The sequence below is a fragment of the Rhizobium sp. Root1203 genome (assembly GCF_001424945.1).
Lineage (GTDB): Bacteria > Pseudomonadota > Alphaproteobacteria > Rhizobiales > Rhizobiaceae > Rhizobium.
The window spans coordinates 67696-80482 of the sequence record NZ_LMCW01000002.1 but is presented as its reverse complement, the minus strand read 5'-3'; the positions used below and the strand labels follow the sequence as shown (position 1 = coordinate 80482).

General features: G+C 62.1%; 12 protein-coding genes and 1 tRNA gene. 4 read left to right on the top strand and 9 right to left on the bottom strand.

Annotated elements, in window-relative coordinates; genetic code table 11:
• Window positions 1–121: 121 nt before the first annotated feature.
• Together ASC97_RS03975 and ASC97_RS03970 are read left to right on the top strand one after the other, a co-directional pair.
• The gene (locus ASC97_RS03975) at window positions 122–1744 is read left to right on the top strand and encodes a GumC family protein (RefSeq protein WP_057467076.1); all 1623 of its coding nucleotides are present in this window, start codon (window positions 122–124) and stop codon (window positions 1742–1744) included.
• Between the two features lie 117 nt (window positions 1745–1861).
• Window positions 1862–2194 (top strand): hypothetical protein, encoded by a 333-nt coding sequence (locus tag ASC97_RS03970; protein WP_057467157.1) that lies wholly within the window; start codon window positions 1862–1864, stop codon window positions 2192–2194.
• 218 nt (window positions 2195–2412) lie between these two features.
• Here the strand turns inward: ASC97_RS03970 and ASC97_RS03965 are convergent.
• Window positions 2413–2499: transfer RNA gene (locus tag ASC97_RS03965), tRNA-Leu, on the bottom strand.
• A gap of 170 nt (window positions 2500–2669) precedes the next feature.
• Here ASC97_RS03965 and ASC97_RS03960 point away from each other — a divergent pair.
• Window positions 2670–3101 (top strand): BA14K family protein, encoded by a 432-nt coding sequence (locus tag ASC97_RS03960; RefSeq protein WP_057467156.1) that lies wholly within the window; start codon window positions 2670–2672, stop codon window positions 3099–3101.
• A gap of 2 nt (window positions 3102–3103) precedes the next feature.
• Here the strand turns inward: ASC97_RS03960 and ASC97_RS03955 are convergent, their stop codons facing one another.
• Window positions 3104–3400, bottom strand: coding sequence for a SelT/SelW/SelH family protein (locus ASC97_RS03955; RefSeq protein ID WP_057467075.1), 297 nt, complete (start codon window positions 3398–3400; stop codon window positions 3104–3106).
• A gap of 114 nt (window positions 3401–3514) precedes the next feature.
• Here ASC97_RS03955 and ASC97_RS03950 point away from each other — a divergent pair, with 114 nt between their 5' ends.
• Window positions 3515–4267 carry a type 1 glutamine amidotransferase gene (locus ASC97_RS03950; protein WP_057467074.1) on the top strand — a complete coding sequence of 251 codons (753 nt, stop codon included), beginning with the start codon at window positions 3515–3517 and terminating at the stop codon, window positions 4265–4267.
• A 63-nt stretch (window positions 4268–4330) separates the two neighbouring features.
• Here ASC97_RS03950 and ASC97_RS03945 read toward each other — a convergent pair whose 3' ends face one another.
• The 7 genes from ASC97_RS03945 to ASC97_RS03915 form a co-directional block, all read right to left on the bottom strand.
• Window positions 4331–6256, bottom strand: coding sequence for a glycoside hydrolase family 127 protein (locus ASC97_RS03945; RefSeq protein WP_057467155.1), 1926 nt, complete (start codon window positions 6254–6256; stop codon window positions 4331–4333).
• Between the two features lie 26 nt (window positions 6257–6282).
• Window positions 6283–7146 (bottom strand): carbohydrate ABC transporter permease, encoded by an 864-nt coding sequence (locus tag ASC97_RS03940; RefSeq protein ID WP_057467073.1) that lies wholly within the window; start codon window positions 7144–7146, stop codon window positions 6283–6285.
• Complete coding sequence (locus tag ASC97_RS03935; protein ID WP_057467072.1) at window positions 7143–8060, bottom strand: carbohydrate ABC transporter permease; 918 nt, start codon at window positions 8058–8060, stop codon at window positions 7143–7145. Before ASC97_RS03935 ends, ASC97_RS03940 begins: the two co-directional genes overlap by 4 nt.
• A 97-nt stretch (window positions 8061–8157) precedes the next feature.
• On the bottom strand, window positions 8158–9396 hold the full coding sequence (locus ASC97_RS03930) for an ABC transporter substrate-binding protein (RefSeq protein ID WP_057467071.1): 1239 nt from the start codon (window positions 9394–9396) through the stop codon (window positions 8158–8160).
• Window positions 9397–9440: 44 nt separating this feature from the next.
• Window positions 9441–10463 carry a LacI family DNA-binding transcriptional regulator gene (locus tag ASC97_RS03925; protein WP_082529872.1) on the bottom strand — a complete coding sequence of 341 codons (1023 nt, stop codon included), beginning with the start codon at window positions 10461–10463 and terminating at the stop codon, window positions 9441–9443.
• Between the two features lie 179 nt (window positions 10464–10642).
• Window positions 10643–11914 (bottom strand): Gfo/Idh/MocA family protein, encoded by a 1272-nt coding sequence (locus ASC97_RS03920; RefSeq protein WP_057467154.1) that lies wholly within the window; start codon window positions 11912–11914, stop codon window positions 10643–10645.
• Between the two features lie 40 nt (window positions 11915–11954).
• Window positions 11955–12785 (bottom strand): sugar phosphate isomerase/epimerase family protein, encoded by an 831-nt coding sequence (locus tag ASC97_RS03915; RefSeq protein ID WP_057467069.1) that lies wholly within the window; start codon window positions 12783–12785, stop codon window positions 11955–11957.
• Window positions 12786–12787: the final 2 nt, after the last annotated feature.

Sequence of the window (12787 nt, the reverse complement as noted above, 5' to 3'; positions counted from 1 at the left end):
TTCGCATTCATTCGGTTGGACGTGATTGCATCGTGACCATCCAACTTAACGGTCCGTTAGCTAAGAATTTCTAAAGTCCGGGGAGTGCGGCTGAAACCGGCCGGGGCGCCGGAGTGAATTCATGAGTCAGTTCGACAAAAACAAGGTCAGTCGGCTGCCGCAATGGCGCAGCTATGAACATGACGATGCCCCGCCGCCAAAGCAACAAGCGCGCAGCCCGACGCTGCGGCCCAGCGACTTTGCCCAGCCGCGACCAGCCCCCGCTGTCAGAGAGCCTGCCGCCGAAGACGTCCCGCCCGACGCTCCGGGCGCGCCGGAACCAGCGATCCCACAGCCGAGGCAGGTCCGCGCGGAGCCGCTCGCCCCGGTCGAACCGATGCCGCAAGAACAGACAGCGCATGCTTCCACGCCGCTTCTTGACCTGGGATCGGCGATCTCCGCCATCTGGAACCGTCGCCTGATCGTGCTCGGCCTCTCGCTTCTTGGCGCGCTTGCGGGAGGCATCGTCTTGCCGACGACGCCGCAGAAATTCACCGCAAAGGCCAGCCTTTATTTCGATCCCCGCCAGATCGGCGTGGCCGACCAAGCGTCTTCACCGACAGGCCCTTCTCCCGAAATGATGTCCGCGCTCGTCGACAGCCAGGCCCAGATCCTGACCTCCGGCAACGTTTTGAGGCGCGTCGCCGAAGCGATGAACCTCGACCAGGATCCGGAATTCACCGCCGGCCGCCCGGATGGAGCGGCTGTCATCAGCGCGCTGCAAAAGGCGGTCGTCATCACCCGCGAGGCAACGACCTACGTCGTCTCCCTGGCGGCAACGACGCGCGATCCCCAGAAATCAGCAAGGCTTGCCAACCAGGTGGTTTCCTCCTTCCTGAAAGAGGAAAGCACCGCATCCACCGGTCTTTACGAAAACACGGCGAACGCGCTGGACGGCCGGTTGACCGACCTTCGGCAGAAGCTGCAGCAGGCTGAGCAGGCGGTGGAAAACTACCGTGCCGACAACGACATGGCATCGACCCAGCAGGGGCTGATTTCCGATCAACGCCTGACATCGCTGAACGCGCTGCTCGTGACGGCGCAGGACAAGGCAATCCAGGCGAAGACGCGTGCGGACGCGGCCTCCAAGCTCAGCTTCGAGCAGGTCGTTGCAGGCGGCGGCCAGCAGGACCAGAACGCCACTTCGACGGCACTGACAAGCCTGCGCCAGCAATATGCAACGCAAGCGGCACTTATCGGCAATCTGGAGAGCCAGCTGGGTGCCCGCCATCCGCGCCTGCAGGCTGCCCGGTCCTCGCTGCAGAGTATCGCCAACGAGGTCCGAAGCGAGCTGGACCGGCTCSCCACCTCGGCACGCGCGCAGTATGACCAGGCAAAAAAGGCCGAGGAGGCCGTCTCCAAGGAACTGTCCCTGCAGAAGGCGCTGCAGGTCAACACATCAGACAAGCAGGTCGAACTCAACGAACTTCAGCGCAAAGCCGCAGCAGCACGCGAGATCTACGAGGCGCTGCTGAAGCGCTCCGACCAGACGACCGAGGAGCAAAACCTGGCGCGCAACAACATGCGCATCATTTCCGAAGCCGAGCCGCCGGTAAAGGCTGACGGCCCCGGCAAGAAGATGCTGCTCATCGCTGGCGTAATAGGCGGGTTTCTGGCCGGCTTTGCCGCCGGCGCGGGGTTCGCCGTCCTCGCCAGCCTCCTCGCCCATCCCGCTGTCAGGGCCTACACCCGCAGGCCGTCATGAGTTCACGTTTGCGCGAACTGGCCTCAAGCGCGACCACGTTGGCTTGATGCCACCTCCGCGCCTGCCTACATCCACGACAGGCAATGACGTCCGGATGTCCGGAAGAAGATGCATGCGATGCGAACTGTGACGATGCTGCTGGTTGCGCTGACGCTGGCGTCAGGCGCGAGCCCGACAACCGGTTTTGCGACCGATTGGACACGGGCGGGTCAAACGCGCGTCCCGCCATTCTATCCCTACCAGGACCTGCCGGGCGTAAAGGCGCAGCCCGACAAGACCGAAGAAGAGCAATTCAGCTGCCGGACCGAGACGCGGCTGCTCCGCCGCCGACATGACGAGATATTCCGTTCCGGGGGGATGCCGACCCTCGTCTACATCTGCGACCGCAACGGAGTCGCTTCGACGGGGACCCTGGTGCCGCGCCGTGGGCACTATCAGCCCGTTCGCTAGTCATCGGATAAGGACGTGTGGGCACGAAATTCCGCGCCTGCAACCGCTCGCTACCCTTGCCGGAAATCCCGCGAACACAGCGCTGCAAACCCGGTTTCCAGAACCTGTCACGAAGGGCCGAGAGGATTTTAAGGAGGTCGGATCAAATGGAGGTCCCCGGCGTACCGGGGTATCCAACCATTGAATATACTGAGAAATATGGCTTTCTCAAAATGGAATGGTGCCCAGAAGAGGACTCGAACCTCCACACCCTTTCGGGTACCAGCACCTGAAGCTGGCGCGTCTACCAATTCCGCCATCTGGGCGACGGAGAGCCATGTACGGGCGTGGCCTCTTGCTGTCAACAGGGTTTTTGAAGTTTTCCTGACAGCCGGCAAAAAAGACTGTTGGAAGCGCGCTTCCCGCACAATTGATGATCGGGATAGTGCCTATGGCGGAGAAGGCACTATATTGGCAGCACACGAAGGATTGTCCGATGGCCGGCTTTCAGAATCTGTCTTTGATAGTGCTCTTGTGGCTTGCGCCTGTTGGCCAGCTTTCAGCGATGACGCTTGCGCCCTTGGGCCAAGCGGCGGGCAATCCGGACATCATCCGCGTGCAATCGACGATGTGCGATTTCCGGGGCTGCTTCACCTTCGGTCCGCAGCAGTCCTTCCGCCCGGCCTACGTGCAGCCGAATTACCGGCCACCAACGGCAACGGGACCGACTTATTATCGCCCGCAGGCACAGGGACAGGCACCGCTCTACTATGATCCGCCGCCGGTCCGCACGGTTCGTCCGACGGCGCCGAAGAAATCGTTTCATGTCGATTGGTGCCGCAACCAATACCGCACCTACAACCCGAAAACTGATCGCTTCATCACCTATGAAGGGATCTATAAAACCTGCAACTCGCCCTACGACTAGTGTCAACTCTCCAGGGACGCGCGATCGACGTGGCCGAGATCGCGGCCGGGCTCGATGACGTCGCGCACGCGCTGCTTCAGCTCCTTCGGTCCGGGGAAGCCGCCGTCGCGCTTGCGCTCCCAGATCAGCTCGCCGTCGATTCGGATTTCGAAATTGCCGCCGGTGCCGGGAAGGAGGGCGACTTCGCCGAGACTGTCGGTGAAGGTCTGCAGCAGTTCCTGCGCCATCCAGCCGGCTCGCAGCAGCCAGTTGCACTGGGTGCAATAGAGAATTGTTACACGGGGTTTGTTTTCAGCCATCTCGGTTTCCTTTCGTTGTCGGATTTAAGAAGAGACGACGCCTTGTGCAATGCATATTGCAATGCCGGGTGGCTTGGTGTTCCTCTTTCTCGGAAGATCGAACAGGAGTCGCCGATGCGGGTTGCCGTTGTCGAAAACATGAAAAGCACGCCTCTTGGATCGCTTGGCATTGCACTGGCCGAAGCGCATGCCGAGATCGAGTATTTCCGCCCCTGGATCGATGGACGCCTGCCGCGCGGGATCTTCGACCACGATGCACTTGTCGTGCTGGGCGGCGAGCAGAATGCACTCGACGACGAGAGCTATCCCTATCTGCCGGCCCTGGCCCGCCTGATGCATCGCTTCTCCGAATCCGGCAAGGCCGTCCTCGGTATTTGCCTCGGGGCGCAAATCCTGGCGCGCGCCTATGGCGCCGAGAACCGGCTGGACCTGGCGCTGGAGTTTGGCTGGCGATCCGTCGGCATGACGCAGGACGGCAAGGCGGATCCGCTTCTTGCCGGGCTCGGGGACGCCTTCACGACGTTTCAGTGGCATAGCGACAGCTTCACGCTGCCGCAGGGCGCACGCCGTCTGGCGACCAGCGAGCTTGCGGAAAACCAGGCTTTCAGGGTCGGGCGCGCGGCCTATGGCACGCAATTCCATTTCGAAGCCAATGGCGAAGTCGTCGACAGTTGGACGGTCGAGTTCCAGGCGACGATAGACCGCATGGAACCCGGCTGGCTGGGCCGCTATCCGTCCCTTTCAGCCGCCAACGCGGCAGATGCCGACATGAACGGCGTTGCCATCGCCCGGAACTGGGTTCGCATGATCGAGGTCACGGTGGACGGGAACGAGGCACGGCCGGAAAGGCAGGCCGTCGCCGGCTGACGGCATCCGAAACGCTCCCGAGCGGCCGTTGCGCGGCCCGGAAGCGTTCCTGAACCGGGAGCGTCACGCCCCTGCTTTGTCAGACCTGATCCAGACCAGCATTTCCCCGGGCGCGCGGTTGTCCCAGAGGTGATAGGGCACAAAACGCGCGGTGCCCGGCTCGGTCGCAGGCGGCCCGATGCGATAGAGCGTACTTCCCCAGTCTACGGTGTCGCGAACGACCGGCAGATCCAGTGCAACGGCGCCGCCAAGCTCCGCCATGTCCTTCGTCGTTGCCGCCGCAACGTCGCCGGCGAGCTGAATGCCGTTGAGGCCAGAGCCGTTGTCGGTCGCCTCGACGCAATAGACCAGCGGCCCGCGCATCAGGGCGGCACGACCGGCGTCCTGCCGCACCAGCGGATTTGCCCATAGGGCACGGGTCGCCAACGGGATGCGGAGATCGATGTGGTCCCCGCTCTTCCAGTCGCGTTCGATGCGGGCGTAGCCGTCGACCTCGACCGATGCGAGGTTCACGGGCTCGCCGTTGATCCTGAGCGTGGCCCCGTCGGCCCATTGCGGGATGCGGAGAGAAATCGCAAAGCGGGCCGGCCTCGCGGGCGCCACGTCGAAATGGATGGCGCCGTCCCAGGGATAGCGCGTCTGCTGCGAGAGCTCGACAGCGGTACCGGCAATCTCGAAGCGGGCCTTGCCTTCGCCGTAGAGGTGGACGGCGACCTCGTCGTCGGCAACGCCGTACATGTACGAGCCGATCGAGGCGAGCAGGCGGGCAATATTCGGCGGGCAGCAGGGGCAATGATGCCAGATCCAGCGGTGGTGCTTGCCGCCGCTTTCCAGCGGGTTTTCGTAGAAGAACGTCCTCCCGTCGAGCGAGAGACCGGACATTGCGCCATTGTAGAGTGCCTGCTCCATGATATCGGCGTAGCGCCGGTTCGGACCGCGACCGAGCATGCGGTTGGCCCAGAAGACCAGGCCGACGGAGGCGCAGGTTTCCGCATAAGCGCTTTCGTTCGGCAGATCGTAATAGTCGGTGAAACCTTCGTTGGCAGCAGCCGGGCCGATGCCGCCCGTCACGTACATCTGTTTTGTCGTAAGATCGTCCCAGAGCGTTTCGAGCGCCGACGTCAGCGTGTCGTCATTGTATTCGGTGGCGATGTCGGCCATGCCGGAATAGAGATACATGGCGCGGACGGCATGGCCGACGACCTTCGTCTGCTCTCGGACGGGCAGATGGGCCTGGCCGTATTCATAGGTCTTCTGATGGAAGTCGGCCGCATCCCGGCCGTCGCGGATCGCCTCATCGGTGAAGAAATGCGGCTGGGTCCCGCGCTCGTCGACGAAGAACTTCGCCAGATCGAGATACTTCTTCTCTCCGGTAACGCGGGCGAGCCTGACCAGCGCCAGTTCCACTTCCTCATGGCCGCAATAGCCGGGGATCTTGCCCGGGCCGTGGCCGAAGACGGTAATCATGTAGTCGGCGAAGCGGCACATGATGTCGAGCAGCTTGCGCTTTCCCGTTGCCTGATAGTAGGCGACCGCACCCTCGATCAGGTGGCCGGCGCAATAGAGTTCGTGATGGTCGCGAAGGTTGGTCCATCGACGATCGGGCTGGACCCGCTGGAACCATGCGTTCAGGTACCCGTCCTTATCCTGCATCTTCTCATAGAGGTCGATGATGGCATCGACCCGTGCCTCGAGGGCCGGGTTGGCCCGCCGGTAGAGCGAATAGGCAACCGTTTCGATCGATTTCCCGAGGTCGCTGTCCCAGAACATCTGCGTCGAGCCGCCCCACGGACCTATCGGAATGACGACGCCGTCACTCGGCTGATCGACGTCGATCGCCCGCACCATGCCGGCTTCGACGCAGCGGTCGAGCAGGGTTTCAGCGGTGGAATTGCAAATGGCGTCCTGGCGGTCGCCGAAGAGCCCGTGCACATCGACATTGGGAACGGGGAGCGGACGGAACTGGCGGTCTCTTTTCAGCTTGTTCATGGTGGAATCCATCTTTTCTCGGGAGGTCATTTCACCGCGCCGGCCATGAGCCCGCGCATGTAGTATCGTTGCAGAAGCAGGAAGACGATGAGGCAGGGAATGGTCATCACGGCGACGCCCGCCTGCACCGCCCCCCAGTTGATCGCTCCGAGGCGACCGGCGCGAACCGCCATCATCAGGACGGGCAGCGTGTACTTTTCGTTGCTGGACAGGAGGACGAGCGCCGCCAGAAACTCGTTCCAGGCGTTAAGGAAGGCAAAGATCGCGACGGTCGCAACGCCCGGCAGGACGAGCGGCAGCAGCACCAGCACGAGCAGCTTCATGTCATGCGCGCCATCGATGCGAGCAGCCTCCTCGATCTCCTTGGGCACGGCGTCGAAGGCGTTGCGCATCATGAAGACCGAAAACGGCAGCTGCAGCGTCACATAGACGAGCGTCAGGCCGAAGAGCGAGTTGTTGAGCCCGAGCTTCGCCAGAATGATGAAGAGCGGCGTCAGAATCGACTGGAACGGGATCATCAGCGTGGCGATGATCAAGACGAAGAAGACGTTCTTGAACGGAAACCGGTAGCGGGAGAAGCCGTAGCCTGCGAGCAGGCTGATCGCCACGGTCAATACCACGGTCGCCAGCGATACGATCAGCGAGTTGACGGTGTGTTGCCAGATGCCGGCGCCGAAGCTGTCGAGCGAGCGATAGGAATCGAAGCTGATGCCGGTCGTCGGCCATGGGGGGAGCGGCGGAAGGCGCGCTTCCGTACCGTGGCGCAGCGACGCCAGCAGCGTGATGACGAAGGGCGCCAGGAAGAGGATCCCGATGACCAGACCGGTCCCGTGATAGGCAGTCTGGGCCCGCAGTTGCTTGTTCTTCGGCCGTCCGGTCACCGGGCTCATGACCGCTCCTCGCCGACGCGCAGCAGCCAGAGTTGCGCGACGCTGATGACCATAAGGATGGCGAGAAGCGCGATCGACAGCGCCGCGCCGTAGCCGAGATTGAACGACACGAAGGACTGATTGAAAATGTAATAGACAACGGAGATCATGCGGTTCTGCGGGCCGCCCGAGGTCATGATGTAGAACTGATCGAATGCGAGGATCGAGCCGGTGACCGAGATGATCAGCGCAAGCGCGATCGTCCGTCGCATGAGCGGCAGCGTGATGTGGCGGAAACGCTGCCACCAGCTTGCCCCGTCGACGACTGCCGCTTCCGTCAGGTCGGCCGGAATGGCCTGCAGCCCGGTCAACAGAATGATCATGGTGAATCCGGCGATCTTCCAGACGACCATCACGATGATGGTGAGGAAGGCGCTGTCGAAGGTGGCAAGCAGGTTGGGAGCCCTGTCGACGAAGCCGAGTGCCTTCAATGCCGGGCCGATAAAGCCGCTGTCGACATTTGCCAGCCATACCCAGAGCAACGAAGCGGAGGCAAGGCCGACGACGACGGGCAGGAAGATGATCGTACGATAGGTGCTGACGAAGGCGCGCTCGCGCTCGACAAAAAGCGCAAGGGGAAAGGCGACCGCAAAGATCACGATCGTCACGATGACCGTATAGTATGCCGTGAAGTTCAGCGCCGACATGAACCGGCTGTCGTTGAACATGCGGACATAGTTGTTGAAGCCGATCCAGCGCTGGGCGCCCATCAGCGGCCAGTTGTGCAGGCTCATCCAGCCGGTGAAAATGACGGGCAACACAAAGAAGACGATGACGAGAAGCATCGCCGGGGCGATGTAGAGAAGCCCGGTCCATTCCGGTCTTTGCACCCGCTTGCGCGCAGGCGAACGCTGTACTTGACCCGTGACGGCCATGAAAACACTCCGCATCATTCCTGACAAGTTGGGCCAAGTCTGGCCCGTAAAATCGGCCGGAGGACCGCCACAATCCTCCGGCCACGGCCGTGGGAGATTATTGGCCGCTATCGATGATCGACTGCATCTCCGACTGTGCGTTGGAGAAGGCGCCGTCCACGTCGTCACCAAAAATCGCTGCGTTGGTGAAGGTTGCCCACGGACCGTTGGCGCTGTTGATCAGATCGTTGAACTGCAGCGTGTAGGGCGTCTGCGCGACGCTGATTGCCTTCAAGCCGACCTGCAGTCTCGGATCGAGCCCGTCGAGCACCTTGTCGGCAATGTCGCCACGCGTCGGCAGGCTGCCGTACTTCGCCATGATTTTCTGGCCATCCATCGAATAGATGTATTCGAGGAAATCCTTCACGGCGTCGATCTTCTTGGTACCCTTGGTGATGACGAAGTTATCGCCTCCTGCGAAGGATGAGGGCTTGCCGTCGACGCCGGGGATCAGCGTCACGCCGAAGTTGATGTCGGGATGCTCGGTCACGAGGGTGCCAATCGCGAAGGCGCCCAGGCTCTGCTGTCCGATCTTGCCATTGGTGAAACTCAGGAAGTTCGCGCCGTTGTCGCTGGCGGCGCCGGCCGGAACCACGTCCTTCTTGACCATATCGCGATAGTAGCCGACTGCCTTGCGCATCTGCGGCGTGTCGAGCGTCGCGGTCTTGCTGTCTGCGGAGAGGATGTCGGCACCGGCGCCCCAGACGAGCGGCGTGAAGGTGAAGATCATGCAACCGCCGCAACCGCCGCCGGAGAAGTAGAAGCCATAGGTGTCGTCACCGAGCTTGCGGATCTTCTCGGCGTTGGCCGAGATCTCTTCCCATGTCGCAGGCGCCTTCTCAGGATCGAGGCCGGCCTTCTTGTAGAGATCCTTGTTCCAGGCGAATACCGATGTCTCGACGGAGAGCGGCAGACCGTAGATATGATCCTGGTAGGTTCCGAGGCGGACATGCGAGGGCGACAGCGAATTGAAGTAGGGCAGTTTCTTCGCCCAGTCCGTCAGGTCCTCGAGCTGACCGGCGGCGGCAAAGGCCGGCGTGTAGATGAGGTCCATCGAGAGCGCATCCGGCGCCTGTCCGCCGGCGATCGACGTCGCATATTTCTGCACCAGTTCGGAGAACGGCACTTCGGTCGCGACGACCTGGTTCTCGTGGCTGGAGTTATAAGCCTCCACCACTTTCTTGAATGATTCGCCGATACCGGAGCGAACCCACATTTCTATCTTTTCGGCAGCCGACGCGCCGGACACCAGGCATAGGGTGGCAACGCTCGTCGCTGCCAATAGACGCTTGATCATGGCTTTCCTCCCAAAATGGCGCATCTCCTCCGCGCGCCGGTTCCTCATTCCGTGGGGTTTTCACCCCCGCATGACTGCCGGACCACAAGGCGGCACGGCAATTTCCTGACGCCAGCTTCCACCGGACGTCCCTCCGCCAGCGCGAGGACCGTCAATCCGGCCTGTCGCCCCAGCTCCTTCAACTCCATGTCGACAGACGTCAGCGGCGGCCGCGTCTGCGCCGCGACGATCTCCCAATTGTCGAACCCGATGACAGACACGTCCTCCGGCACCCGGATGCCGCGCTCACGCAATGCATCGACGGCGCCGCGGGCGATCTGGTCGTTGCCGCAGAATATCGAATCAGGCCGCCCTGTCTGACCGCTCCAGATCCGCTGAACGGCCTCGTGGCCCCAGGCCTCGGCCCATTGGCCGTACAGGACCAGACCCTCGCCACCGATCACGCTTCGGTAGGCACCGGCGCGCTCGCGAACCGAAAAGAAGTCTTCCGGCCCGGTGACGTGCACGACCCGGTGCCGCCCGCTCTTGACCAGCCATTCGACTGCCAGCCGCGCGCCCTGCGCGTCGTCCGAACGGAAGGTGACGCTATCGGGCGCCCCCTCCGTAAAGGCGTAGACAACCGGTACCGGCACCTTCGACAGATCGACCGGCAGCTGCCGGTCCACCCGCTTGCCGGATGCGATTATGCCGTCAACCTGCTTTTCCAGCATCGCCTCGACATGGATCTGGCCAAGTGCCGGATCGTCCTCGATGGCGCACAGAAAAACCGACACGCCGTGGTCGACAAGCGCTTCCGAAATACCCTGCATCAACGGCAGGGTGAAACGGCCGTAGGTATCGTTCGTCAAAAGGCCGATGGTGAAACTGCGCTTGCTCAGCAGTCCGCGGGCCAGAGCATTCGGGCGAAACCCCGCTTCCCCGGCAATCCGCTTCACACGCTCACGAGTCTCGACGCTCACGCGGCCCGTATCGTTCAGCGCCTTCGATGCCGTGGAGATGCTGACGCCTGCCGCAGCTGCGACATCGTGGATGGTCGTGCGCCCTCTTTTTCCTCCCGCGATATTCACTGCCACCTCCCGCAATTGCGATGAGAAAACCTTTTCTCTACTCATTCGTCAAGTGAGAAAAGGTTTTCTCATGCGAGTTTAAACGACGTTGGGTCGGTCGCGTGCAAAACAAAAAGAGCGGCTCGCCAAAAACGAACCGCTCTTTCTTGTGCGAAACCCGCAAATCCTCGCGATCTCGATTAGCCGGCTTTCAAATCCGACGCCGAACCACCTGCCAACTCGGGCATCAGATCGGAGATCCTGACGACCTTGCCGGTGCGCGAGCTGCTGAGGGCCGCGATACCGCACAGCACAGACATCGCGCCGGCGCGGGTGCCGGCACGCTGGCCGAGCTTGTCTTCCATGCCCGGCTTGAAGATCATGTTGCGCATCCTGTTGTCGCCGCCGTAGTGGCCGCCTGCCGAATGCGGCACGACGATTCGTTCGACGGCATCCCTGCCCCTGGGGAAGTTGCGGATGAGCAGGATCGTATCCTCGTCCGGTGTTTCCCAGGGCTGCTTTTCGAACTGGCGCAGCTCGATCCGACCCTCCGTGCCATTGAAGGCGATGTGGTGGCCCTCGATCGGCTGGAAGGTGTTCAGCGAATAGGAGACATGCACATTGTTCTTGTAGCGGATACTGACGACCATCGTGTCGGGAATGTCGATATCTTCGCGATAGACGCACCCGTCGCGGAAATAGCCATCGAGCTTCGACGGATCCTCATAAAGCGAATCGAGGAACGGATCGGCCTCGAGGTCGAGATAGTAGTCGCACTCATGCGCGTGCGGACAGAGCTTGCAGCGCGGGCCGCGGAATGGTCCCTTGCGGCCATAGTTCTGCAGGTCGGCGAAGGAGGTGACCGCGTCCGGATCGCTGTCCAGATACCAGTTCAGGAGATCGAAATGGTGGGTTGCCTTGTGAACGAAGAGACTGCCGGAATTTTCGGTGTAGGCGTGCCAGCGGCGGAAGTAATCGGCACCGTGTTTGGTGTCGAGGTACCAATGGAAATCCACCGATGTCACGCGGCCGATCTCGCCGCCGGCGAGCAACTCCTTGATCTTCGCCGCTGTCGGTGCGTAGCGGTAGTTGAAGGAGACGTCGACGCGCTTGCCGGTGCGCTTCTCCGCATCGAGGATACGGCGGATCTTGTCGACCGCGGTCGTCATCGGCTTCTCCGTGATGACGTCGATGCCGGCCTCGAGCGCACGCACGACAATGTCGTCGTGGGTGTAGTCAGGCGTGCAGACGATGACCATGTCCACCTGCTGTTCGGCCAGCATCGCATCGATATTCTCGTAGATCGGCGCGTTGCTGCCGATCATCGTGCGGGCCCGCTCGGCGCGTAGCGAATTGGTGTCGACGATGGCAACGAGGTCAACATGCTCGCGCCAGCCGGCAAGCAGCTCCTTGCCCCACATGGTCGTTCCGCGATTTCCGGTTCCTATCAGTGCAAAACGGCGCTTCTCCATCGGATGATCCTCCTTCATACGCATTGAAACGAACGACTGTTCATGCCTGGCAGCAGCTGTGAAAACGCTCGACGCAGGTGGCGATTACCTCTTTGGCGGGGCGCTTCCACCAGTTGTCTGCCGAAAATATCTCGACCTCCTGGGCACCATGGAAACCGGCGGCCTCGACCAACCGTCGTATGCCTTTCAGATCGATGACGCCATCGCCCATCATGCCGCGGTCGGTCAGCATGTCCTTGGTGGGAACCAGCCAATCGCAGATATGATGCGCGAGAATGCGTTTCATGCGCCCGGCGCGGACAATCTGAGCAGCCAAATCCGGGTCCCACCAGACATGATAGACATCGATCGCCACGCCGACGCCCTCGCCCAGTTCCTCGCAGATATCCAGCGCCTGACCCAGCGTATTCACGCAGGAGCGGTCGCCGGCATACATCGGATGCAGCGGCTCGATGGCAAGCGGGACGCCTGCCGCGCGGGCGTGCGACAGGGTCGCGGCAATGCCATCCGTCACCATCCGGCGGGCGGTGGCGAGATCCTTCGAACTGCCGGGAAGCCCGCCCACGACGAGCACGAGGCAATCCGCGCCAAGCGCGGCTGCCTCGTCGACGGCGCGCTTGTTGTCGTCGATCGCCTTCTGGCGGCCGACGGCGTCAACCGCCGGAAAGAACCCGCCGCGGCATAAGCCCGTCAACTTCAACCCGTTCGCCTTGACGATCCGCACTGCTTCGTCCAGCCCTGCGGCGGCAACCTGGTCGCGCCAGGGGGCAATGGCGGTGATGCCGTGCGCCATGCAAATGTCCACGGCTTCGGCAAAGCCGCATTGCTCGCGGATGGTCGCAAGATTGATGGACAGACCGTCGACCTGCATGG